At 67.7% G+C, this 24054-nt stretch carries 13 protein-coding genes; 7 read left to right on the forward strand and 6 right to left on the reverse strand.

Translation table 11 applies throughout. The features are described from left to right. Window positions 1-513: 513 nt before the first annotated feature. From FZ029_RS21650 to FZ029_RS21665, 4 genes are all read right to left on the reverse strand, one after another. Window positions 514-1938, reverse strand: coding sequence for a LutB/LldF family L-lactate oxidation iron-sulfur protein (locus FZ029_RS21650; protein ID WP_149271867.1), 1425 nt, complete (start codon window positions 1936-1938; stop codon window positions 514-516). Beyond that, entirely contained in the window at window positions 1928-2677 is a 750-nt protein-coding gene (locus tag FZ029_RS21655) for a (Fe-S)-binding protein (protein ID WP_149271868.1), read from the reverse strand. The genes FZ029_RS21650 and FZ029_RS21655 overlap by 11 nt, the downstream gene beginning before the upstream one ends. Window positions 2678-2738: 61 nt before the next feature. Then, window positions 2739-5609 (reverse strand): FAD-binding and (Fe-S)-binding domain-containing protein, encoded by a 2871-nt coding sequence (locus tag FZ029_RS21660; protein WP_149271869.1) that lies wholly within the window; start codon window positions 5607-5609, stop codon window positions 2739-2741. A 49-nt stretch (window positions 5610-5658) separates the two neighbouring features. Continuing rightward, a complete protein-coding gene (locus FZ029_RS21665; RefSeq protein WP_149271870.1) occupies window positions 5659-7335 on the reverse strand; it encodes an L-lactate permease in 1677 nt (558 codons plus the stop codon). Between the two features lie 480 nt (window positions 7336-7815). Here FZ029_RS21665 and FZ029_RS21670 point away from each other — a divergent pair, with 480 nt between their 5' ends. The 6 genes from FZ029_RS21670 (at window position 7816) to FZ029_RS21700 (ending at window position 17608) form a co-directional block, all read left to right on the forward strand. Next, complete coding sequence (locus tag FZ029_RS21670; protein WP_149271871.1) at window positions 7816-8586, forward strand: FCD domain-containing protein; 771 nt, start codon at window positions 7816-7818, stop codon at window positions 8584-8586. A gap of 166 nt (window positions 8587-8752) precedes the next feature. Beyond that, window positions 8753-10189 (forward strand): sigma-54 dependent transcriptional regulator, encoded by a 1437-nt coding sequence (locus tag FZ029_RS21675; protein WP_149271872.1) that lies wholly within the window; start codon window positions 8753-8755, stop codon window positions 10187-10189. Next, complete coding sequence (locus tag FZ029_RS21680) at window positions 10186-13953, forward strand: response regulator (protein WP_247892432.1); 3768 nt, start codon at window positions 10186-10188, stop codon at window positions 13951-13953. The genes FZ029_RS21675 and FZ029_RS21680 overlap by 4 nt, the downstream gene beginning before the upstream one ends. A 484-nt stretch (window positions 13954-14437) precedes the next feature. Then, on the forward strand, window positions 14438-15769 hold the full coding sequence (gltA, locus tag FZ029_RS21690; protein ID WP_149200546.1) for a citrate synthase: 1332 nt from the start codon (window positions 14438-14440) through the stop codon (window positions 15767-15769). A gap of 46 nt (window positions 15770-15815) precedes the next feature. After that, the gene (locus FZ029_RS21695) at window positions 15816-16829 is read left to right on the forward strand and encodes a hypothetical protein (RefSeq protein ID WP_149271875.1); all 1014 of its coding nucleotides are present in this window, start codon (window positions 15816-15818) and stop codon (window positions 16827-16829) included. Window positions 16830-16957: 128 nt separating this feature from the next. Next, a complete protein-coding gene (locus tag FZ029_RS21700; RefSeq protein ID WP_149200544.1) occupies window positions 16958-17608 on the forward strand; it encodes a response regulator transcription factor in 651 nt (216 codons plus the stop codon). A 124-nt stretch (window positions 17609-17732) separates the two neighbouring features. Here FZ029_RS21700 and FZ029_RS21705 read toward each other — a convergent pair whose 3' ends face one another. Continuing rightward, window positions 17733-21230, reverse strand: a complete 3498-nt coding sequence (locus tag FZ029_RS21705) for a NahK/ErcS family hybrid sensor histidine kinase/response regulator (protein WP_149271876.1) — start codon at window positions 21228-21230, stop codon at window positions 17733-17735. Window positions 21231-21432: 202 nt separating this feature from the next. On the opposite strand from FZ029_RS21705, the gene FZ029_RS21710 reads away from it, so the two are divergent. Further along, window positions 21433-22119, forward strand: coding sequence for a hypothetical protein (locus FZ029_RS21710; RefSeq protein WP_149271877.1), 687 nt, complete (start codon window positions 21433-21435; stop codon window positions 22117-22119). Between the two features lie 95 nt (window positions 22120-22214). Here the strand turns inward: FZ029_RS21710 and FZ029_RS21715 are convergent, their stop codons facing one another. Beyond that, the gene (locus FZ029_RS21715; RefSeq protein WP_149271878.1) at window positions 22215-23930 is read right to left on the reverse strand and encodes an MFS transporter; all 1716 of its coding nucleotides are present in this window, start codon (window positions 23928-23930) and stop codon (window positions 22215-22217) included. Window positions 23931-24054: the final 124 nt, after the last annotated feature.

The following is a 24054-nucleotide window of genomic DNA, read 5'->3' on the forward strand; positions in this document are numbered from 1 at the left end:
CCCCGCTGGGGGGGGGGGGGGGGGGGCCGGGGGGGGGCGGGGGGGGGGGGGGGCGGGGGGGGGGGGGGGGGGGGGGGGGGGGGGGGGGGGGGGGGGGGGGGCTTAACCCCCCCCCCCCCCGGGGGGGGGGGGTGGGGGGGGGGGGGATGCGCGGCGGGACCTTTGGGGGAATCATGCGATGCGTCCCCCTCACCCCGACCCTCTCCCCGGGGGGGAGAGGGGGATACAGCCTTCCACCCCTCGACCAACCGCTTCCCCGCCTCCGTCTCCGGCGCATACAGCAGCGAACCCACCCCCTCCCGCGACAGGAATTCGCGCAGCACCGCCGGCCAATCGGCCTCGGTCGCGTCGAGGAACTCCGTATGCACGGCTTCCATCAGGCGGCGGATGCGGGGTAGGCGCTCCTCGGGCGGCCAGTGCTTCGCCTCGATCGGCGCGAAATCCGACGCGGGCGGGGTCAGCGGGTGGGCGTCGCGGGTGGCGCGCAGCTTCGTCAGGATCGAGTTGCGGGCGTCAGACATCGGGAATCCCCTTGGCGCGGGCCAGGTCGTGCAGGGTGCGGCCGGCGAAGCGCGGCTTGGTGCGGACGTTCGTCCACTCCTTCAGCATGGGCAGCGACGAGGGCGCCGCGTTGCCGAGCCTGCTCATCGCCGCGGTCGCGATGCGGTAGGCGGTGGGGGAGGCGTTCATCGCCGCCCAGCCGCTCCACACCATCGATTCCGTCCGGCTGGCCTTGGCGCCGCCGTCCTTCACCGCACCGCCGGGCTTCACCGCCTCGACCCGAAGACGCCCCATAATCTCGACGATGGGGATCTTCACCGGGCAGATCTCGACGCAGGCGTTGCACATGGTGCAGGCGTGGGGCATGGCGCCGCGCTTGGCCAACCCCTCGATCTGCGGCACCAGGATCTTGCCGATCGGGCCGGGATAGGGCGCCTCGTAGGCATGGCCGCCGACCTTGGTGTAGACCGGGCAATGGTTCATGCAGGCGCCGCAGCGGATGCAGCGCAGCGTGTCGCGCAGTTCCGGGTCGGCGTAGATGCCGGAGCGGCCATTGTCGAGGATGACCAGATGCACCTCGCGCGGGCCGTCCTTCTCGCCGTCCTTGCGCGGACCGGAGATCATGTTGACGTAGGTGGTGATCGGCTGGCCGGTGGCGGAGCGCGGCAGCAGGCTGATGACCGGCGGCACGTCCTCCAGCTTCTCCACCACCTTCTCAAGACCCATGAAGGCGATGTGGACCGGCGGCACCGTGGTGCACATGCGGCCGTTGCCCTCATTCTCGATCAGGCAGAGCGTGCCGGTCTCCGCCACCGCGGCGTTGACGCCGGACATGCCGACGTCGGCGGCCTGGAACTTGGCGCGCAGCACCCGGCGGGCGAGGTCGGTCAGATAGGCCGCATCCTCCCGGCTTTCGGCATCCTTGATCTTGCGCTTGAACAGATGGGCGATCTGTTTGGTGTTCAGGTGGATCGCCGGCATGATGATGTGCGACGGCATGGTGCCGTCCAGCTGCACGATGTATTCGCCGAGGTCGCTTTCCAGCACCTCGATACCGTCCTTTTCCAGAACGGCGTTCAGGTGCATCTCCTCCGTCACCATCGACTTGCCCTTGACCACCAGCTTGGCGTTTGCCTTGTGCAGGATGTCGAGCGCGATGGAGTTGGCTTCCTCCGTGGTGGCGGCCCAATGGACGGTGATGCCGTTGCGGGTGCAGTTCTCCTCCAGCTTTTCCAGCAGCTCCGGCAGCTTCGACAGGGCGCGCAGCCGGACGGAGGCGGCGAGCGCCCGCACGCCCTGCCATTCGCCGGCATCGGCGAACTGGGCGGCGCGCTTGGTCATCAGCCCGTCCATGGCGCGGCGGAAATTGCCGCGCAGCTGCGGGTCGGCCAGCGCCGCGCGGGAGGCGGCGGCGAAATCCGGTGCGTTACCGTCCATGGATGCGCTCCTTCAGGAACTGGGCGATGTGCTGGCCGCGTGCGGGCTTGGCGCCGGCCTCCAGCGCGCCGCCGATGTTCAGCAGGCAGCCGCAGTCGCCCGACACCACGCGGGCGCCGCCGGTGCCCTCGATGTCCGCCACCTTGTCGCCGACCATCGCGGCGGAAATCTCCGGATGGCGCACGGCGAAGGTGCCGCCGAAGCCGCAGCATTCCTTCTCCCGCTTCAGTTCCACCAGCTCGACATTGGCGAGCTGGCGCAGAAGCGATTTCGGCTCCACCACCACGCCCATCTCGCGCTGGGCATGGCAGGAGGCGTGCCAGGTGATGCGCACCGGTTCCCCCTTGTCGGTGAGGCGGACGTCCAGCACATGGACCAGGAACTGCGTCAGCTCCCAGACGCGGGACGCGACCTGCACCGCCTTGGCCTCGTCCGGTTCGCCGCGGAACAGGTCCGGCCAATGCTTCTTCATCATGCCGGCGCAGGAGCCCGATGGCACGACGATGGGATCGTCGCCGGGGAACAGGTCCAGCTGGGCGCGGGCGACCTTCAGCGCCTCGGCGCGATAGCCGGAATTGTAGGCGGGCTGGCCGCAGCAGCTTTGGCCCTGCGGGAAGACGACGGTCAGGCCCTGCGATTGCAACAGCTCGATCCCCGCCATCCCGGCGTCGGGGAAGAACAGGTCGACAAGGCACGTGCCGAAGTAATAGACGCGGGTGGGTTTGGGAGTGGAGGGCATTGGGGTTTCCTCGCTGGGCGTCTTCTTATGGCTGGGCTTCGGAGCTTTTACAGATCATCGCTCAAAAGGCCGTCTCCGCCACCCGCGCCGATTCCTCCACCTTCGCGGTGGCGCAGGCGTCGACCAGATAGACGATCGACCGGTAGGGCACACCCGCCTTGTCGGACAGCCCGATCTCACAGGTGCGGCTGGTGGAATAGCCGGACGCACAGCCTTCCGGCACCACAGCCGGCAGGTGGCGCAACGCATGGGCGTTCAGTTCCGGCGTGGTGAAGCCCTTGTCGCCGGCGAAGCCGCAGCAGCCGACGTCGGGCGGGATCACCACCGTTTCGGCACAGGCCTTCGCCACCGCGGTCAGCGCGCCGTCCAGCCCCATGCGGCGGGTGGAGCAGGTCAGGTGCAGCATCACCGGCTCCGCCGTCCTGGCGATATCGAGGCGGGGCAAGGCGAACTCGTTCAGGAACTCCGCCACATCGAGGATGCGCAGGCCCGCGTCGGTCAGTCGCTTCTTCAGGCGCAGGGCGCAGGGGCTGGTGTCCATCACCACCGGATAACGGCCGTCCCGGCTTGCTTTCGACAATGCGGCCAGCATGGCGTCGGCCTTGGCGTCAGCGGCCTCGGTCAGCCCCTTGCTCTCCAGCGGCATGCCACAGCATTGACCATCCGCCGCCTCCGGATAGAGGATGCGGAAGCCGGCCTTGCGCATCACTGATTCCACCACCTGCGGCAGCGGGCGCTGCTGCGGATCGGTTGCCGCGGGCCCCATGGTCCGGCTGACGCAGCTGGGGGCGTAGACCACGGTCGGCAGGTCTTCGCTGGTGAGAATGTCCGCCTTCGGCGAGAAGGTCGCCGCGGTCGGCATGTTGCGGGGCAGACCCGGCAGGCTGCCGCCGGTCAGAACACGGGCCGCCGCCTGGGTGACTCCGTGCCCGACCGTGCGGCGGGCGAAGTCGGCCAGACGCAGGCCGGTGCGGGCGAGACCCAGCGTGCCTTCCATATGGTCGGCGACCAGCGCCCCCGCCTTGCGGGCCATGGCGCCCCGCCGCTCGCCGCGCATGGACTTGATCAGAAGCCCGGTTTCGATTCCCACCGGGCAGGCCGTGGCGCACAGGCCGCAGGCCGCGCAGGTGTCGATACCCTGGTAGTCGTAGGCGGCGCTGATTTCCGCCAACCGCCCGGCATCGTCGCCGGCGGCGACCAGCCTTGCCATCTCGCGCCGGCCGACGATGCGCTGGCGCGGCGACAGGGTGAAGCGGTGGGACGGGCAGGTCGGTTCGCAGAATCCGCACTCGATGCAGGTGTCGACCAGCGGGTCGGCCGGCGGCAGCGGCTTCAGGTTCTTCAGATGGGCCTGCGGGTCGCCGTTCAGGATGACGCCGGGGTTCAAGAGGCCGTCGGGGTCGAACAGCTGCTTGATCTCCTTCATCAGGCCATAGGCCTGCGGTCCCCATTCCATCTCGACGAAGGGGGCCATGTTGCGGCCGGTTCCGTGCTCCGCCTTCAGCGAACCGTCATAACGGGTGACCACGAGCACGGCGACATCGTCCATGAAGCGGCGGTAGCGGTCGATCTCCTCCTGGCTGTCGAAGGCCTGGGTGAAGACGAAGTGCAGGTTTCCTTCCAGCGCGTGGCCGAAGATGATCGCCTCGTGATAGCCGTGGCGGAGGAACAGCGCCTGCAGCTCGCGCGTCGCCTCGGCCAGCCGGGGCAGGGGGAAGGCGACATCCTCGATGATGACGGTGGTGCCGGTCTGGCGGATGGCGCCGACCGCCGGGAACAGGCCCTTGCGGATCTTCCAGAAGCCCTCGCAGGCCTTGGCGTCGGTGGTGAAGCGGGTGTCGCCGATGGTGACGCAGTCGGCCAGCACCGCGGCGATCTCCGCCACGTTGGCCTCCAGCGCCGCCGCACTCTCGGCACGGGTCTCCACCAGCAACGCCGCCACCTCGGGGCCGAAGCCGCGGATCTGCGGCGGCATGCCCGGCTTGTCCTGGATGGAGCGGAGGGAGGCGCGATCCATCAGCTCCGCCGCATCGACGGGGGCGGCCTTCAGCAAGGACACCGCATGGCAGGCCTCGCCGATGTCGGGGAAGAACAGCAGGGCGCTGGCCTTGTGCGGATGCTCCGGCACGGTGCGCAGCGTGATGGCGGAGATGAAACCCAGCGTCCCCTCCGACCCGATCATCAGGTGCTGGAGAATGTCGACCGGGTCCTCATAGTCCACCAGCGCGTTCAGGCTGTAGCCGGTGGTGTTCTTGATGCGGAATTTGTCGCGGATGCGGCCGGCCAGCGCCTCGTCCGCCCGGGTGCGGGCGCCGAGATCGGCCAGCCGGCCGAGCAGCGCGCCGTGGCTGTCGCGGAAACGGCTGCGGCTGGCCGGATCTCCGGTATCCAGCACCGTCCCGTCGGCCAGAACCAGCCGCATCGACTCCAGCGTGCGGTAGCTGTTCTGCGCGGTGCCGCAGCACATGCCGCTGGCATTGTTGGCGGCGATGCCGCCGATCTTGGCGGTGGCGATGGAGGCCGGATCGGGGCCGATCTTGCGCCCCAGCGGGGCCAATCGCCGGTTCGCCTCCGCCCCGATCACGCCGGGCTGCAGCGTGACGGTGGCCGCCCCCGGACCGATGCTGCAGCCGCGCCAGCCGTCCCCCAGCACCACCAGCACGCTGTCGCTGACCGCCTGCCCCGAAAGGCTGGTGCCGGCAGCGCGGAAGGTCACCGGCACCTTGTGGCCGCGGGTGATGCGCAGCAACCGCACCACCTCCTCCTCCGTCTCCACCAGCGCGACGATCTTCGGGATCAGCCGGTAGAAGCTGGCGTCGGTGCCATAGGCCAGCGTGCGCAGCGGGTCGGTCACCAGCCGGGCGTCGGGAATGACGGCCTGAAGCTCGGCCAGCACGCGGTCGTAGGGGGCGGCCAGGGGGAGGGACGGCATCGGCAGCGGTTCCTGCTGGTGGTGGAGGAGGTGGCGGGAGGAGCCGGCCTTAGCGGCCGATCACCATCAGGGTAAAGGGCCACAGATAGGCCTGGGCCATGACCAGCAGGCCGACCAGCGCCGTCAGCGCCAGCGAGTGCCAGATGACGAAGCGCAGGATCTTGCCCTCATGCCCATGCCACTTGGTGGCGACGGCGGCGACGACGATGCTCTGGGCGTCGATCATCTTGCCCATCACGCCGCCCGAGCTGTTGGCGGCGGCCATCAGCGTCGGCGGCAGGCCGAGCTGTTCCGACGACACCTTCTGCAGGCTGCCGAACAGCACGTTGGACGCCGTGTCCGACCCGGTCAACGCCACGCCCAGCCAGCCCAGGAAGGTGCCGAAGAAGGGATAGAGGAAGCCGGAGTTGGCGAAGGCGAGGCCCAGCGTGGTGTCCAGGCCCGAATAACGGGTGGTGTAGCCCAGCGCCAGCATCGCCGAGATGGTCAGCAGCGAGTTGCGGATGGCGTAGAGGGTGCGGCCGTAGGTCTTTACCATCTCGACCGGCGAATAGCCCATCAGCAGGCCGGAGAGGACGGCGGCGATGAAGATGCCGGTGCCGGTGGCCGACAGCCAGTTCAGGGTGAAGACGGCCGCCTCCGGATGGGCCTTCGCCACCACCGGGGGAACGCGCATCACCATGTTGTGCAGGCCGTCGATCGGGAACTTGAAGATCGACACGCCGTCGAGGAAGGCCTTGACCTCCGGAATGCCCCACAGGAAGACCAGGATGCTGAGGATCGCCCAGGGCATCCAGGCACGGCGGACCTCCGCGGCGCTGTAGCCGTGGCTCCGGCGCGCCTCGCCCTCGACCACCGCGGCGCCGACACCCTGGGTCAGGGCGGACGCCCCGCCGGCGGTGTGCCAGATCGCCTTGGGATGCCAGACCTTCAGGAACAGGGTGACGCAGACCAGCGAGACGATGGCGGCGGCGACATCCACCAGCCAGGGGCCGTGATAGTTCGACACCAGATACTGCGGGACGGCGAAGGACACGCCGGCAACCAGGATGGCCGGCCAGATCTGGAGCATGCCGCGCCAGCCGGCGAAGGCGACGATCAGCCAGAAGGGCACCAGCACCGAGAAGAAGGGCAGCTGCCGGCCGATCATCGCCGACAGATCCAGCAGCGGCAGGCCGGTGACCGCCGCCAGCGCCAGCACCGGCGTGCCGAGCGCGCCATAGGCGACCGGGGCGGTGTTGGCGATCAGCGACAGGCCCGACGCTGCCAGCGGGGTGAAGCCCAGGCCGATCAGCATGGCGCCGGTCACGGCAACCGGCGTGCCGAAGCCGGCCGCTCCTTCGAAGAAGGCGCCGAAGCAGAAGGCGATCAGCAGAAGCTGGAGCCGGCGGTCGTTGGTGATGCCGGTGATGCTTTCCTGCAGGATCTTGAACTGCCCGCGCTGCTCGGTCAGGTGATAGAGGAAGATGATGTTGACGACGATCCAGCCGATCGGCAGCAGGCCGTAAGCCGCACCCAGCAGCGCGGTCTTTCCCGCCATCGCCACCGGCATGCCGAACACGGCGACGGCCACCGCCAGCGCGGTCGCCAAGCCTGCCAAGGCCGCGCGGTGCGCCTTCATGTGGAAGATGCCGAGACCGCCCAGCATCACCAGGACCGGCAGCGACGCGAACAGCGTCGACAGCCAGATATTGTTCATTGGGTCGTAGACTTGCGACCAGCTCATCCTCGGGGGTCTCCTTCTCGGGGAGTGATGTCGGTCCGAACGGTGTCCCGGGAGAAGGCTGGCCGCATTTGGCAGCACCCGGCCTGCCCACATCCCGAAGGGAGACGCGGGTGGAAGGCCGGACGTTCGGCAAAGCGGAAGCGTTCACCGCCGCCGGGGTCTTGCGGCCCCGATGCCTGCGGTGCGGATGCGCCCTTGTGGGGGCTGGTCCGTCCTGTCCCGGTCCCTTGTGGATGCACTTTCCGCCCTGACGTGCCTGAGGAAGACCTCTTGCCATCCAGGAAGCGGTGGACATCTCTTATCCATACGGTGGAGCTTGGATAAAATATTTTACCAGACTGTGCAATGGCTGAATCGTTTGCCAAGCGGCCCACTTTGGTAGGGGGGTGCGACGTTGGCGGTCAGCCACTGCTCTGGACGCCTGTTCCATCCATCGGTATTGAAGAGGATCAAGACGTGCAGGGAGAGGCCGCCCACCCAATGCAGGGGACGATCAAACCGGCCAAGCTGGCCGACGCCATTGCCGAGCATCTGGAACGGCTGATCCTGGAGGGCGCTCTGCGTCCGGGGGAAAAGCTGCTGGCCGAACGGGAACTGGCGGTGAAGCTGGACGTATCGCGCCCGTCGCTGCGCGACGCCATCGCCAAGCTGGAGGAGCGCGGCCTGCTGGTCACCGGGCGCAGCGGCACCCATGTCGCCAGTTTTCTGTCGCAGATCGCCGATCCGCTGATGACGCTGATGCGCAACAAGCCGGATGCGTCCTTCGACTATCTGGAGTTCCGCCGCTCCATCGAGGCGGCGGCGGCGGGCTTGGCCGCCCAGCGGGCGACCGACCTCGACCGCGACGGCATCCGCGCCATCGTCGCCCGGATGCAGGCCGCCCATGGCAAGGACGACAGCTCGGAGGAGGCGGACTCGGACGCCGACCTGCATCTGGCGATCTACGAGGCGGCGCACAACGTCGTCATGCTGCACATCATGCGGACGCTGTCGGACCTGCTGCGCAACGACGTGTTCTACAACCGCGCCGACCTCTATTCCCGGCCGGGGGTGCGCGACCTGCTGCTGCAGCAGCATCTCGCCATCGCCGATGCGGTGCTGGCCGGCGATGCGGATGCTGCGAGTGCTGCGGCCGATGCCCATGTCGAATTCACGTTGCAGACCCTGCGCGAAATCCGCGACCACAATGCCCGCGTCCAAGTCTCGTTGCGGCGGATCGGGCGGACCGACCTGATCGACAGCGGGGTATGAAAGGGGCGGCGCCCTCCTGCCGACGCTCTGCGTCAAAAGTCATATGCAGGTAGGCGCGGCCCGACTGGCGGCGGGAAATTGGTCGGGTTACACTGGGGCCGAGTTTCACTGTGCGGGCAGTCTTGCCCGATCGACGCCCCTTCACCGACCATCAGAGTGCCGCCCCGTGTCCTCTCCCAAGAAGCGCCGCATCCTGCTGATCGAGGATACGGTCCCGCTCGCCAAGCTCTACATCGAGTTCCTGCGCGCGGACGCCCATGAGGTCGTGCATTGCACCCGCGGGGGGGAGGCGCTGGACGCCGCGGCGGCATCGCCGCCCGATGCGGTGATCCTGGACCTGAAGCTGCCGGACATGGACGGTCTGGAGGTGCTGCAGGCGCTCCAGGCCCGCGACGCCAGCGTTTCGGTGGTCATCATCACCGCCCACGGCTCCATCGATCTGGCGGTGGAGGCGATGAAGCTCGGTGCCTTCGACTTCATCGTGAAGCCCTTCAACGCCGACCGCCTGAACCTGACCCTGCGCAACGCGCTGGAACGGCGGACGCTGGCGCGCATGGTGGAAGGATACCGCAAGGACCTGGACCGCGGGCGCTTCCATGGCTTCATCGGCAGCTCGCCGGAAATGCAGGCGGTCTACCGCACCATCGAAAGCGTGGCCGCCAGCCGCGCCAACGTCTTCATCACCGGAGAGAGCGGGACCGGCAAGGAGGTCGCGGCCCAGGCTATCCACCGCGCCAGCCCGCGGCGCGACGGCGCCTTCGTGGCGCTGAACTGCGCGGCCATCCCGAAGGATTTGCTCGAATCGGAGATTTTCGGTCATGTGAAGGGCGCCTTCACCGGGGCGGCGGGCGACCGGCCGGGGGCGGCGCTGCTGGCCGACGGCGGCACGCTGTTCCTGGACGAAATCTGCGAGATGCCGTTCGACCTGCAGAGCAAGCTCCTGCGTTTCGTCCAGACCGGCACGGTCAGCCCGGTCGGCAGCGGACGGGAGGAGCGGGTGGACGTGCGCTTCGTCGCCGCCACCAACCGCGATCCGCTGGCGGAGGTGCAGGCCGGCCGGTTCCGCGAGGACCTCTATTACCGTCTGCATGTCATCCCGCTGGCCTTGCCGCCGCTGCGCGACCGCGGTGACGACGTGATCGAGATCGCGCGCTCCTTCCTGATCGATTATGCGCGGGAGGAGGGCAAGGCGCTGTCGGCCTTCGCCCCGGAAGTGGAAGCGCGGCTGCGCGCCCATGACTGGCCCGGCAATGTGCGGCAATTGCAGAATGTCGTCCGCAACGTCGTGGTGCTGAACGACGGGCCGCAGGTCACCCTGGACATGCTGCCGCCGATGGGTGGTCCGGCGATCGGCAATCCTGACGCCGGCGCCTCCCCGTGCGCCGCCTGCGGTTCGCCGGCCGCCGATGCGGCGGAGGAGGATGGCGCCGTGCAGCCGCTGTGGCGGGTCGAGAAGGACATGATCCGCAAGGCGCTGCGGCTGACCGGCGACGATGTGCCGCGCGCCGCCCTGATGCTGGAGATCAGCCCGTCCACCATCTACCGCAAGCTTCAGCAATGGCGCGTCGCCGAGGCCCGCGGCGCCGGGGAGGGTGCCGCTTGAGCGCGGGGGCGGTGCCGGCTGCTCCGCCGCCTGACGAGAGCCGGCGGCAGGCCGTTCTGGATTCCTACTGCATCCTCGACACCGCGCCGGAACCGGGCTTCGACAACATCACCCGGCTGGCCCGGCATTTCTTCGGCACGCGCATCGCGCTGGTCTCGCTGATCGACCGCGAGCGCCAGTGGTTCAAGAGCCGGGTCGGGCTGGAGGCGACGGAGACCCACCGCGATCTGGCCTTCTGCGCCCACGCCATCCTGGACGATGGCGTGCTGGTCGTGCAGGACGCGACCAAGGACCCGCGCTTCGCCGGCAATCCGCTGGTCACCGGCGCGCCGAACATCCGCTTCTATGCCGGCGCGCCGCTGGTGGCGGATGGGCAGAAGCTGGGAACGCTCTGCGTCATCGACGACGTGCCCCGCACCGGTTTCGACGAGCGCGAGGCGGAGACGCTGGCCCAGCTCGCCCGGCTGGTGGTGGACGAGATGACGCTGCACCGCGAGGTGGCCCGGCGCGAGCGGGCGGAAGCGGAGTTGCGCGACCGTTCGCGCCTGCTGAATCTTGCCGAGGAGATCGGCCAGTTCGGCCATTGGTACATCGATTTCGTCACCGATGCCCGCCGCTGGTCGGACGAGGTCTACCGCATCCTGGGGCTGCCACCGCAGGGTCAAACGCCGACGGTCGAGCTGTCGCGTTCCTGCTACCACCCCGACGACCGGCCGCTTCTGGCCGATCTGGTCGAGCGGGCCCGCACCACTGGTGAAGGGTTCTCGGTCGAGGCGCGCGTCATCCGGCCGGATGGGTCGCTGCGCCATGTCTTCATTCGCGGCATGGCCGAATGCGGGGCCGACGGCCGGCCGGTCGGCCTGCTTGGCGTCGTCCAGGACATCACCGATGCCAAGCGGGAAGAGGCGGAGCTGCGGTCGAACCGCGAGCTTCTGGACCTGACCGTCCAGGCGACGCGGGACGGCATCTGGGACTGGAACCTGGAAAGCGGCGGGATCTGGTTCTCCCCAACCTGGAAGGAACAGCTCGGCTATGGCGACGGCGAGCTGGAGAACAGCCTGGACATGTGGGCCGGCCTGATCTTCGAGGAAGACCGGATCGCGGCGCTGGAGATGGTCCGCGCCTACAATGCCGGGTTGATCCCGAAATTCGAGGCGGTGCAGCGTTTCCGCCACAAGCAGGGGCACACCGTCTATATCCTCAGCCGCGCCATCCACATCCGCGATGCCGACGGCCGGGTCGTGCGCATGGTCGGCGCCCACACCGACATCACGCGCGAGAAGCTGACGGAAGAGGAACTGCGGCTTGCCAAGCAGACGCTGGACGACGCGATCGAGGCGGTGCCGGAGGGGCTGGCCTATTTCGACGCCGACGACCGGCTGATCCTTTGCAACGAGCGCTACCGCGAAGCCCATCCGCTGACGGCGCCGCTGCTGACCGCCGGCCGTCCGTTCGAGGACATCCTGCGCGCCGCCATCGCCAATGGCGAGTTCGCGGGCAACCCGGACGGCCCGAGCGACGAAGCCTGGATCCGGGCCGAGCTGGCCCAGCACCGCAACCCCGGCGCGCCGTTCGAGCGGGAGTTGCCCGACGGCCGCTGGATCGTGGTGGCGGAGAACCGGACCAGCAACGGCTCGCTGGTCTGCACCCGCACCGACATCACCGAACGCAAGCGCTTCGAGGCGGAATTGCAGCGTCAGGCCGCCGACATGTGCGCTCTGGCCGAAGGGCTCGACGCCGCCCGCGAGGAAGCCGATGCGCTCCGTGCCCGCGCCGAGGCGGCGACGCAGGCGAAGTCGGAATTCCTGGCGGCGATGAGCCACGAGATCCGCACGCCGATGAACGGCATCATGGGCATGACGGAACTGCTGTTCGACACCGCCCTGACCCCCGAGCAGCACCAGTTCGCCCAGGCCATCCGCAGCTCGTCCAACGCGCTGCTGACCATCATCAACGACATCCTCGACATTTCCAAGCTGGAGGCCGGCCGCGTCACCATCGAGACGCTGCCCTTCGACGCCGCCGATCTGGTGGAAGGGGTGGTGGAGCTGCTGACCCCGCGCGCGCACGAGAAGGGGATCGAGATCGGCTTCTACATCGATCCGTTGCTGCGCCGCACGCTGCTGGGCGATCCGACGCGCATCCGGCAGATTCTGGTCAATCTGGTCGGCAACGCGGTCAAATTCACCGACGAGGGGTCTGTCGCGGTTGAGATGGAGGCGCTGGACGCCACCGAGTCCCATCTGGTGCTGCGCATCACCGTGACCGACACCGGCATCGGCATCCCGGCCGAAGCGCTGCCAACCCTGTTCAACAAGTTCCAGCAGGTCGACGGGTCGATCACCCGCAAGTTCGGCGGTACCGGCCTGGGGCTGGCGATCTGCCGCCAGCTGTCGGAACTGATGGGCGGCAGCATCGCGGTGGAGAGCAGCCTGGGCACGGGCAGCCGCTTCCTGGTCGATCTGCCGCTGGCCCTGTCGGACGAGGCGCTGCCGCCGGCCGAACGGCCGCTGGCCGGGCGCCGCGCGCTGGTGGTGGACGATCTCGCGGTGAACCGCCGGGTGCTGGCTTCGATGCTCGACAGTCTGGGCGCCATGCCGGCCACGGTGGAAAACGGATCGGACGCGCTGGAGGCTTTGCGGCGCGCGGCGGCCGGCGGCCGGCCCTTCGACGTGGTGCTCGCCGATCAGACGATGCCCGGCATGGGCGGTGACGCGTTGCTGGCGGCGGTCGCCGGCGACCCGGCTCTGGCGGCGACGCGGCGCGTTCTGATCGTCACGCTGTCGCCGGCCGCGCGCTCCGACGGCGTGCCCCAGGGGCTGGCCCACGCCACGCTGAACCGGCCGCTGCGCCAGAGTTCGCTGGCCGGCTGCCTGACCGGACTGTTGGCGGCGACGGCCCCGGCATCCGTTCCCGCCGCTCTGGTCACGGATGCCGGGGTGGAGGAGGCGCCGCGCCGCGGTCGCATCCTGCTGGCGGAGGACAACCGCACCAACCAGCTGTTCGCCACCACCCTGCTGCGCAAGCTGGGCTATACGGTCGAGGTTGCGGAGGATGGGGAACAGGCGGTCGCGGCGGCCTGCCGCGGCGGCCTCGATCTGGTGCTGATGGACGTTCAGATGCCGGGGATGGACGGGCTGGAAGCGGCGCAGGCGATCCGGGCGCGCGGCGGCGCCCTGGCCAGCCTGCCGATCATCGCCCTGACCGCCGACGCCATGCCGGGCACGCGCGAACTTTGCCTGCGCGCGGGCATGAGCGATTATCTGACCAAGCCGATCAGCCGCGCCGGCCTGCTGGCTGCGCTGGATTGCTGGATCGGAGCGTCGGATACCCGGGCCGGATCCGCCGGAGTCCCGGCGGATCCGGGTGACGGGAGCGGCGACGACGAGGGTGGCGAGGCGTTGGACGAGGCGGTGCTGGCGGATCTGGTGGAGACGGTGGGCGCCGACAACCTGGCGCTGATCGTCGACAGCTTCCTCGACGACGTGTCGCGCCGGCTGGAACGGCTGTCGGCAATGGCGGAGTCCGTCCTGGCCGGCACCGCCGACCTGCGGGCACTGGCGGGGGAGGCGCACGACCTGTCCAGCCTCGCCGGCAGTTTCGGCGGGATGACGGTCATGCACCATGCCTGGCGCATGGAAGTCCTCTGCCGAAACGGCGACAGGGATCAGGCGGGCCGACTCCTGCCGGTGCTGCTGCACGAGTCCGCCCGGCTGGAGCGATCCTTGCGCGAGCGCACCGGCGTGCAGCGGCCGGCGGCCTGACCCTCCTTCGGACCGATGTCAGCCGGTGCCCGGCTGGGTCGAGCCGTCGGCGTCCTCCGCCCGTTCCCGCAGTTCTTTGGACGACAGGCCGGCCGGCGTGGCGTCCTGCAACGTGCCGTCGCCCGGCGTCTTGGTCATGTCCTCCCGCGGGGAACGTTCGCCGGCCGGTGACTGGTCGTGGGTGTCAGCGCCGGATTTCCGCGGCTGGGCCATTCCTTCGGAGGGGGTGCGTGTTTGAGGCGTGTCGGTCATGATGTCCTCTGCTATCTTCTGGAGGAGTCAACGACCAGGAAGGGTGGGGGTTCCGCTCCCGGCCCATCCTTGCGTCAGACCGGGAGAAGACGGCGCGGCGCCGCACGGGGCGAACGCGCGCGCGATAACAAGCGCGCCGCCCATGCGCGCCGAAGACGGGCCAACCACCAAGGTCCGGCAGCGGAGGCCGCGAGCCGCCGCCCGGCCGGCCAGCAAGGAGTGTGAGAAGGTCATGGAATCGAGCAAGCACACGCCGCACGGCGATGTGAACCAGGTCGGCACCGTCACGCTGACAGATGACGCCACCGGCAAGACCTTGAAGCTGCCGGTGCTCAGCGGGTCGACCGGTCCCAACGTGATCGACATCCGCAAGCTCTACGCCGAGACCGGCTATTTCACCTACGATCCGGGCTTCACCTCCACCGCCGCCTGCGATTCGGCCATCACCTACATCGACGGTGACGAGGGCGTCCTGCTGCACCGCGGCTATGCCATCGCCGATCTGGCCGAGAATTGCGATTTCCTGGAGGTCTGCCACCTGCTGCTGAACGGCGAACTGCCCGACCCGCAGCAGAAGGCCGATTTCGAGCGCACCATCACCTATCACACGATGGTGCACGAACAGTTGGCCAAGTTCTACAGCGGCTTCCGCCGTGACGCCCACCCGATGGCGATCATGTGCGGCGTCGTCGGCGCGCTGTCGGCCTTCTATCACGACTCCACCGACATCTTCGATCCGGTGCAGCGCAAGATCGCCGCGCACCGGCTGATCGCCAAGATGCCGACCATGGCCGCCATGGCCTACAAGTACACGGTCGGCGAACCCTTCATGTATCCGCGCAACGACCTGTCCTTCGCGGAAAACTTCCTCTACATGACCTTCGGCACGCCGTGCGAGGAATGGAAGGTCGATCCGGTCCTGTCCGAGGCGATGGAGAAGATCTTCATCCTGCATGCCGATCACGAGCAGAACGCCTCGACCTCCACCGTCCGCCTTGCCGGTTCGTCGCACGCCAACCCGTTCGCCTGCATCGCCTCGGGCATCGCTGCGCTGTGGGGTCCGGCCCATGGCGGCGCCAACGAAGCCGTGTTGAAGATGCTGGAGGAGATCGGCTCGGTGGATCGCATCCCCGAGTTCGTCCGCCGCGCCAAGGACAAGAACGACAGCTTCCGCCTGATGGGCTTCGGCCATCGGGTCTACAAGAATTACGACCCGCGCGCCAAGATCATGCGCGAGACCTGCTATCAGGTTCTCGACCGCCTTGGCATCCAGGACGAGCCGCATCTGGCCATCGCGATGGAGCTGGAGAAGATCGCCCTGTCGGACGAGTATTTCGTCGAGAAGAAGCTCTATCCGAACGTCGACTTCTATTCCGGCATCATCCTGAAGGCGATGGGCTTCCCGACCAGCATGTTCACCGTGCTGTTCGCCGTGGCCCGCACCGTCGGCTGGATCAGCCAGTGGAAGGAGATGATCGAGGACCCGGCCCAGAAGATCGGCCGCCCGCGTCAGCTCTTCACCGGCTACGCCGCCCGTCCCTTCGTCCCGCTGGACAAGCGTTGATCGGTCGAATTACGGCGTCCCCTCTCCAAAAGGAGAGGGGCGCCCCGTGACCCAGCCTCTCCAACTCGGCCTGTCGGTCGCCATCGTCGCGGTGACCGGCGGGACGCCGCGAGTCGTGACGGTGCGCAGCGGCTTTTCCGTGCCGGAAGACCACCGGCGCGGCGACGAGCCGCTGCCGCATCGCGACGCGCTGCCCGGCGCCCCCTTCGAACCCGATCGTTTCCGCACCCTGCAGGATGGCGTCCGCGCGGTGGCGGAGGGGCTTTCGGGACTGGCGCTGCGCTATGTCGAGCAGCTCTATACCTTCGGCGACCGCTATCGCGATCCGCACGAGCTGTTCGGCGGCCCGCGGTCCGTCGTTGTCGGCTATCTGGCGCTGGTCCGCGATGGCCCGCTGGGCGGCGACGCCTCGGCCGAATGGCGCGGCCTCTACGACCATTTCCCGTGGGAGGACTGGCGCGACCAGCGCCCGCCGCTGCTGGATGCCGTGATCGCCCCGGCGCTCGGCGGCTGGATCGCCTCGGCGCCCGACGAGGGCACCCGCCTGCGCCGGGCGGAGCGTGCCCAGATGGCCTTCGGTCTGGACGGCGCCGACTGGGACATGGAGCGCGTGCTGGAGCGGTTCGAACTGCTCTACGAGGCCGGGCTGGTGGTGGAGGCCTTCCGCGACCGCGACCTCGCCGCACGGGTCGACCCGTCGGTGCGGGCCGGCGGGCCGATGCCGCGGGCGCTCGGCCGGCCGATGGCGCGCGACGGGCGGCGCATTCTGGCGACCGCGCTGGAGCGGCTGCGCGGCAAGCTGCGCTACCGCCCCATCGTCTTCGAATTGCTGCCGCCCACCTTCACCCTGCATCAACTGCAACTGGTGGTCGAGGCGCTGTCCGGCGAGCGGGTGCACAAGCAGAATTTCCGCCGCCTTATGATCTCCGGCGGCTTCGTCGAGCCCACCGGCCAGTTTGAAAGCCAGACGGGTGGCCGGCCCGCCGAGTTGTACCGCTTCCGCCGCCAGGCCATCCACGAACGCACCAGTGCCGGTGCCATCCCATCCGCGGACGGGTAAGGGTAAAATCCATCGGAAACTTCGACGCGCGGCATTGGGCGCAGTTGTCAACGGGCGGCTGCAAGCCGATACTGGTGGAACGGTTTTAAACCCGGAATGTCCATAGCCGGAAAGTCTCAAGAAGGCCGATGTCGCACCGCATCCTGATCGCCGACGACCACCCGCTGATGCGCACCGCCTTGACCCAGACCATCGGTCAGGCGATCCCCGGCGCCGTGATCCTGGAAGCGTCGCGGTTCGACCACATCAAGCCGCTGCTCGACACCGGGGAACCGCCGGACATCATCCTGCTGGACCTGCACATGCCCGGCATGAGCGGCCTGATCGGCCTGATGATGCTGCGCTCCGAACATCCGGCGATCCCGGTGATCGTGGTGTCCGCATCGGAGGATCCGGTGACGATCCAGCGCTCCATCGACTATGGCGCCTCCGGCTTCGTCCCGAAATCGGCCCCCAACACCCAGATCGTCGAGGCGATCCACGCGGTGCTGGACGGCGAGCTTTGGCTGCCGGAGATCAACGGCGGCCCCGAAACCGACGCTCCCGACCCGGCCCAGCGCGCCGCCACCCTGACCCCGCAGCAGCTCCGCGTCTTGGCCGGCATCGCCGAAGGCAAGCTGAACAAGCAGATCGCCTACGAGATGAACGTCGCCGAGACGACGGTGAAGGCCCACGTCACCACGATCCTGCGCAAGCTGGGCGTGCTGACCCGCACCCAGGCCGCGGTGCTGGCGAGCCAGCTTGCACTGTCCTCGGCACCGCCGCCGCCGGTGGAGTAGAGACAGATATTGCCCCCTCCCCAACCGTCCCCCGCGTTCCGCGGGAGAGGGAGTAAGTACAAGAGCGGCGGCAGTCCCCTCTCCCACCAAAGGTGGGGGAGGGTTAGGGAGGGGGCACCGCGCGTCAGTCGCTTGCCATCCGCTGCCCTTCCGCGAGCAACTGCCCCAGCAGTGCACGCAGCGCACCCGGACGCACCGGCTTGTAGAGCAGCCGGCAGCCCGCCGCCTCGATGTCCTCGCGCACGGCGGCGTCGCGGTCGGCGGTGACGACCGCCGCGGGGATGTCGCTGCCCAACCGGGCGCGCAACGTCCGCAAGGCCTCCACGCCGGTCAGGCTGCGGTCGAGGTGGTAATCGGTCAGGATCACGTCGGGAGTCCGCCCTTCCAGCTTCTCCAGGGCAAGCTCGGGGGCGACCGCGGTGACGACGCGGCAGGACCAGCTTGACAGCAGATCCTCGGTGGCGCGGGCGATGGCCGGCTCGTTCTCCAGGCACAGCACCAGGACGCCGCGCAGGTCGCGACCGCGCGGACGGACCACCACGGCGCGGGCGGCGACCGGTTCGTCGGTCAGCGGCACCAGGACGGAGAAGGCGCTGCCCCGCCCGACCTTGGAGCGCACCTGGACGGTATGGCCGAGGATGCCGGCCAGACGTTCGACGATGGCGAGGCCGAGGCCCAGCCCCTTGCCGCGGTCGTCGCTGTCATTGTCGAGCTGCCGGAACTCCATGAAGATTTCCGGCACCTTGTGTTCGGGGATGCCCGGCCCGGTGTCCCACACCTCGATCGACAAGAAATTCCCACGCCTGCGGCAGCCCAGCAGGATGCGGCCGGTGCGGGTGTAGCGCACCGCGTTCGCCAGATAATTTTGCAGGATGCGCCGCAGAAGCGTCGGGTCGCTGCGCACCGTGGCCGAACAGTCGACCACCCGCAGCCCCAGCCCGTGGCGGCTGGCCAGCACCGTGAATTCCTCGCCCAGCGGCTTCAGCAGCTCTTCGATGCGCATCGGCACCGGGTTCGGTTTCACCACGCCGCTGTCGATCTTGGAAACGTCCAGCAGGTCGCCCAGGATCTGCTCCACCGACCGCAGCGAGGCGTCGATCTGGCGGATGGCGCTGTCGCCGTTGCGTTCCGACAGGGCCGACAGGAACAGCCGGGCGGCATGCAGCGGTTGCAGCAGGTCGTGGCTGGCGGCGGCCAGGAAGCGGGTCTTGCCGCGGTTGGCGCGCTCGGCCTCCGCCTTGGCTTCCGACAGGGCGTGTGTGCGCTCCTCGATGCGGCGTTCCAGCGTTTCGTTTGCTTCGCGCAGGGCGGCGGCTGCGCGGTGGCGTTCGGTGACGTCGGTGTAGACGGCGACGAAGCCGCCGCCGCCGGGCCTTTGACCCGGCATCGGGTTGGTGGCGATCTCCAGCACCGTGCCGTCGGGCCGCACGCGCTCATAGACGTCGGGCTTGTTGCGGCGGCGTGGGTCGGAACGGCGCTCCAGCAGGGTCTCGATCTCGCCGTTGCGGCCATATTCGCCGCGCCGCGCGATCAGCCCGACGATGTCCTGCAGCGAGGTGCCGACCTGGACGAAACCGTCCGGCAGTTCCAGCAGGACGACGAACTGGTTGTTCCAGGTGGCGACACGCCAGTCCTCGTCGAACACCGCGATGCCCTGGGGCACATTCTCCACGGTGGCGCGCAGAAGCTCGTGCTGCTTCAGAATGGCGCGCGACGCTTCATCGATGATCGACCGCGCGTCGGTGCGAGACAGCCGGCGGTCAGAGAGCAGCCCGGCCACCACCACGCGGGCCGACGCCGAACCGACGGCGCCGGCCAGCAGCCGCTCGGTCAGCTGGATCGCCTCCCCGTCGGTGCGGGTCAGCAAGGCGGTGCGCAGATCACCGTCCGCCACCCCGGTGAAACGGCGGAAGGCGGCATCGGCGCGCGGCTGGCCGACATAGCGCATGGCGAGGTCGTGCAGGTCGGCCAGCGTGGCGCCGCGCGGTCCGTGCGGCTCGCCGTCGGAGGCGCGGCGCAGGCTCATGAAACGGGCGGCCTGCTGGCGTTCCAGCGTCGATGGGCGGGTCAGCAGCGACACCACGACGAACAGCAGGATGTTCGGCCCCAGGCTCCACAGGGCGGCGTTGGTCAGCGGGTCGATGCCGGTGATGCCGGCCAGCGCCACCGGGCTGAGACCGGTCAGGCCGAACGGCCCCTCGCGCAGTGCGCTGGAGGCCAGCCATCCGGCATCGGCGAAGGACGGCAGCAGCATGGTGTAGGCCCAGCCCAGGAAGCCCGCGCAGATGCCGGCGAAGGCGCCGCTGCGGCTGGCCCGGCTCCAGACCAGTCCGCCCAGCAGGGCGGGGGCGAACTGCGCCACCGCGGTGAAGCTCATCATGCCGATGGTCGCCAGCGGGAAGGCCGGGCCGATCAGCCGGTAGCAGCCATAGGACAGCAGCACCAGCACGATCACCGCCGACCGGCGCACCAGCAGCAGGATCCCCGCCGGATCGTCGCGCAGCCGCCGGTCGTCGGGGCGCAGCGCCATCAGCAGCGGAACGGCGATGTCGTTGCAGATCATGGTGCTGAGCGCCACCATCTCCACCAGGATCATGCTGGTGGCGGCCGAGAGCCCGCCGATGAAGGCGGCGAGCGCCAGCCACGGCCAGCCCTGGCTCAAGGGGATGGACACCATGAAGGTGTCGGCGTTGGTGGTGCCGTCGGGGAACAGCATCAGCCCGGCCAGCGCCACCGGCAGGACGAACAGGTTGATGGCGACCAGATAGGCCGGGAACAGCTTCGCCGACGACCGCACGTCGCCGCCATGGGTGTTCTCCACCACCGCGACGTGGAACTGGCGCGGCAGGCAGAGGATCGCCAGTCCCGACAACAGGCAGGCCACCCACCAGTCTGTGCCGATGTTTTCCAGCCGGATCAGTTCCAGAAAGCCCGGATGGCGCACCGCGGCGTCGACGAAGGTCGCCGGATCGCCGAAGACGGAAAAGGCGATGGCCCCGCCCACGCCCAGCGCCGCCGCCAGCTTCACCACCGATTCGGCGGCGATGGCCATCATCAGCCCGCGGTGATGTTCGTTGGCCGACACGCTGCGCACGCCGAACAGGATGGCGAAGGCCGCCATCAGCAGCGCCGCCATCAGCGCCGTTCCGCCCGGCATCTGGCTGAGGTCGGTGCCCAGCGAGGCCCCCGCCAGGATTTCGAAGCTGACGCTGATCGCCTTCAGCTGCAGCGCGATGTAGGGCAGAAGCCCAATGACCGCGGCGATGGTGACCAGCGCCGCCAGGCTGCGGCTCTTGCCGTAGCGGGCCGACAGGAAGTCGGAGATGGAGACGACGTTCTCCGACTTCGCCACCCGGACGATGCGGGCCAGAATCGGCCAGCCCAGCCCGATCATCAGGATCGGCCCGATATAGATCGGCAGGAAATAGAAGCCGCCGGTCGCCGCCCGCCCGACCGCGCCGTAGAAGGTCCAGGAGGTGCAATAGACGCCGAAGCTCAGCGCATAGAGCCAAGGCGTGCGCCGGTCGCTGCCATGGTTGCCGGTGCGGTCGCCGTACCACGCGATGGCGAACAGCGACAACAGATAGGCCAGCGACGCGGCCAGGATGAACCAGCTTTCCATGGGGCTTTGCGCATCCCGTTCTTGATTTTCACTCCCTATGGGGCGGCAGCCTATCATAAAGGCGACATTGGTGCCGTGTCGATCAGGGGGGAGACGTTTAACATTTTAATCAACCCATGGCGTCATTTTTCCGCTCGATAAATCCTTTTTGAATGCTATATATATTATTAGGCAACCTTTAATATATTTTGGAGATTGTGTAATGAGAGGGGTTGAATGTTCTGAGAATGTCAGGTTCCTACGGCCGGCTTTCGAGGTTTTTCTGAACAACCTTGAAAGATTCGGGCATTCAATGGAATGGGGAACTCTGGCTTACCATTATAATGAGCGTGCTACGGTTTCGCTATTTTCAGCTGCTTGCTGGCAAACAGGAATGGTTGCATTGGAGGAGTATATTTCCTCAAAGAAGAATGGCGATGACCGGTATCATGGACGTGCCGATATGTGGGCATATTGTCCCGTTACGGGCCAGGATATCGCCATAGAGGCAAAGCAGGCATGGGTCGGTTTGGGAACGGGTCTCTCGACAATAACGAAAAAGATTGAAGAGGCCGACAGGGAGGCGGACAAGAACGAGGAAGCAAAAATATACGCAAGCCTGACGTTTCTGGTCCCGTCTCTCGATGCGGATATTTCCAGAAATGATGTAGTTGAACTTTTCAGAAGAATCCACGATCACGTATTGGAACTAAATATCGATGCTCTAGCATGGTGGCTTCCAGAAGAGGCGAGTGGGCATAGGAGTAGAAACAGGAAAAACGAGAAGATGACGATATGGCCGGGTGTTTTGGCTGTGATGAGAGTTGTCCGTATGCGCGGGCGTGGTAACAGGATTTCATCAAAGAAAAGGCTGCATGCGACCGCATGGTCGTTGGTGCCCAGCGACTGACTATCCCCCTGCGCCAGTCGATCGAGAGCGGCAAATGACGCAGCGGACGGAGGGAAATCCTCCGTCCGCCCGGTCAGCAAGGGGCGAGTGTGCGTTCAGTCGTGCTGGTAGATGTCCACGTCCTTGGTCTCGCGGACGAACAGCAGGCCGATCACCAGGGTCGCGGCGGCGATGACGATCGGGTACCAAAGGCCGGAATAGATGTCGCCGGTGGCCGCCACGATGGCGAAGGAGGTGGTCGGCAGGAAGCCGCCGAACCAGCCGTTGCCGATGTGGTAGGGCAGCGACATCGAGGTGTAGCGGATGCGGGTCGGGAACATCTCCACCAGCATGGCGGCGATCGGGCCGTAGACCATGGTCACATAGATGACCAGCACCGTCAGCAGGGCGACGACCATCACCGTGTCGATGCGGGCCGGGTCGGCCTTCGGCGGATAGTTGGCGGCCTTCAGCGCATCGCCCAGCCCCTTGTCGAAGGCGGCGCCAGCGGCCTTGGCGTCGGCCGGGGTGGCGGCGGTGGCCGGACCGTGGCTCAGCGACACGGTGGTGTTGGCCTGCGGCAGGGCTGAATAGCTGGGGATGACCGTGCTGCCGACCTTGATCGAGGCGACGGTGCCGGCCGGCGCCGCTTCGTTGGTGTAGGGGATGCCGCGCTTGACCAGCGCACTCTTGGCGATGTCGCAGGAGCTGGTGAACTGGCTGGTGCCGACCGGATTGAACTGGAACGAGCATTCGTTGGGATCGGCGACCACGACGACCGGCGCGGTCGCGATGGCTTCCTCCAGCGCCGGGTTGGCGTAGTGGGTGATGCCCTTGAACAGCGGGAAATAGGTCAGGCAGGCCAGCAGCAGCCCGGCCATGATGATCGGCTTGCGGCCGATCCTGTCGGCCAGCGAGCCGAAGATCACGAAGAAGGGCGTGCCGATCAGCAGGGCCGCCGCGATCATCAGGTTGGCCGCCTGGGCATCGACCTTCAGCGTCTGGGTCAGGAAGAACAGGGCATAGAATTGGCCGGTGTACCAGACCACCGCCTGACCGGCGACGAGGCCGAACAGGGCGAGCAGCACGATCTTCAGGTTCTTCCACTGGCCGAAGGACTCTGTCAGCGGCGCCTTCGAATGCTTGCCTTCGTCCTTCATCTTCTTGAAGGCGGGCGATTCGTTCAGCATCAGCCGGATCCACACCGAGATGCCGAGCAGCACGATGGAGATCAAGAACGGGATGCGCCAGCCCCAGGCGTTGAAGTCCTCCGGCGACATGGCGAGGCGGCAGCCCAGGATGACCAGCAGCGACAGGAACAGGCCGAGCGTCGCAGTGGTCTGGATCCAAGAGGTGTAGTTGCCGCGGCGGCCATGCGGCGCATGTTCGGCCACATAGGTGGCGGCACCGCCATACTCGCCACCCAGCGCCAGCCCTTGCAGCAGGCGCAGTCCGATCAGGATGATCGGGGCGGCGATGCCGATGGAGGCGTAGTTGGGCAGGATGCCGACGATGAAGGTCGACAGGCCCATGATGAGGATGGTGACCAGGAACGTGTATTTGCGGCCGATCATGTCGCCGAGACGGCCGAAGACCAGGGCACCGAAGGGCCGGACCGCGAAGCCCGCGGCGAACGCCATCAGGGCGAAGATGAAGGCCGCGGTCGGGTTCACGCCCGAAAAGAACTGTGCGGCGATGACCGCGCTGAGCGATCCGTAGAGATAGAAGTCGTACCACTCGAAAACGGTCCCGAGCGAGGACGCGAAGATGACCTTCTTCTCCTCGCCCGTCATCGGTCGGACGGCATCAGCCGTCGAAGCCGCATAGGCCATGGTCTTCACCCTCCCAAGTGAATAATCTAGAACTTTGGTTGGTTTTTGGCGAGCAGCGCATTGTGGTCATGCCGTTGAATGACCGAGCGTGCCTCTTGGTTGATTAAGAGATAGTTGCGTATAC

The sequence above is a fragment of the Azospirillum sp. Sh1 genome, assembly GCF_008365135.1.
Taxonomy (GTDB): Bacteria; Pseudomonadota; Alphaproteobacteria; order Azospirillales; family Azospirillaceae; genus Azospirillum; species Azospirillum oryzae.

What these genes read in the sequence shown, in the direction of transcription:
- FZ029_RS21650 (WP_149271867.1), bottom strand. Translation starts at nt 1,938, where the DNA reads ATGGACGGTAACGCACCGGATTTCGCCGCCGCCTCCCGCGCGGCGCTG.
- FZ029_RS21655 (WP_149271868.1), bottom strand. Translation starts at nt 2,677, where the DNA reads ATGCCCTCCACTCCCAAACCCACCCGCGTCTATTACTTCGGCACGTGC.
- FZ029_RS21660 (WP_149271869.1), bottom strand. Translation starts at nt 5,609, where the DNA reads ATGCCGTCCCTCCCCCTGGCCGCCCCCTACGACCGCGTGCTGGCCGAG.
- FZ029_RS21665 (WP_149271870.1), bottom strand. Translation starts at nt 7,335, where the DNA reads ATGAGCTGGTCGCAAGTCTACGACCCAATGAACAATATCTGGCTGTCG.
- FZ029_RS21670 (WP_149271871.1), top strand. Translation starts at nt 7,816, where the DNA reads ATGCAGGGGACGATCAAACCGGCCAAGCTGGCCGACGCCATTGCCGAG.
- gltA (WP_149200546.1), top strand. Translation starts at nt 14,438, where the DNA reads ATGGAATCGAGCAAGCACACGCCGCACGGCGATGTGAACCAGGTCGGC.
- FZ029_RS21700 (WP_149200544.1), top strand. Translation starts at nt 16,958, where the DNA reads ATGTCGCACCGCATCCTGATCGCCGACGACCACCCGCTGATGCGCACC.
- FZ029_RS21705 (WP_149271876.1), bottom strand. Translation starts at nt 21,230, where the DNA reads ATGGAAAGCTGGTTCATCCTGGCCGCGTCGCTGGCCTATCTGTTGTCG.
- FZ029_RS21710 (WP_149271877.1), top strand. Translation starts at nt 21,433, where the DNA reads ATGAGAGGGGTTGAATGTTCTGAGAATGTCAGGTTCCTACGGCCGGCT.
- FZ029_RS21715 (WP_149271878.1), bottom strand. Translation starts at nt 23,930, where the DNA reads ATGGCCTATGCGGCTTCGACGGCTGATGCCGTCCGACCGATGACGGGC.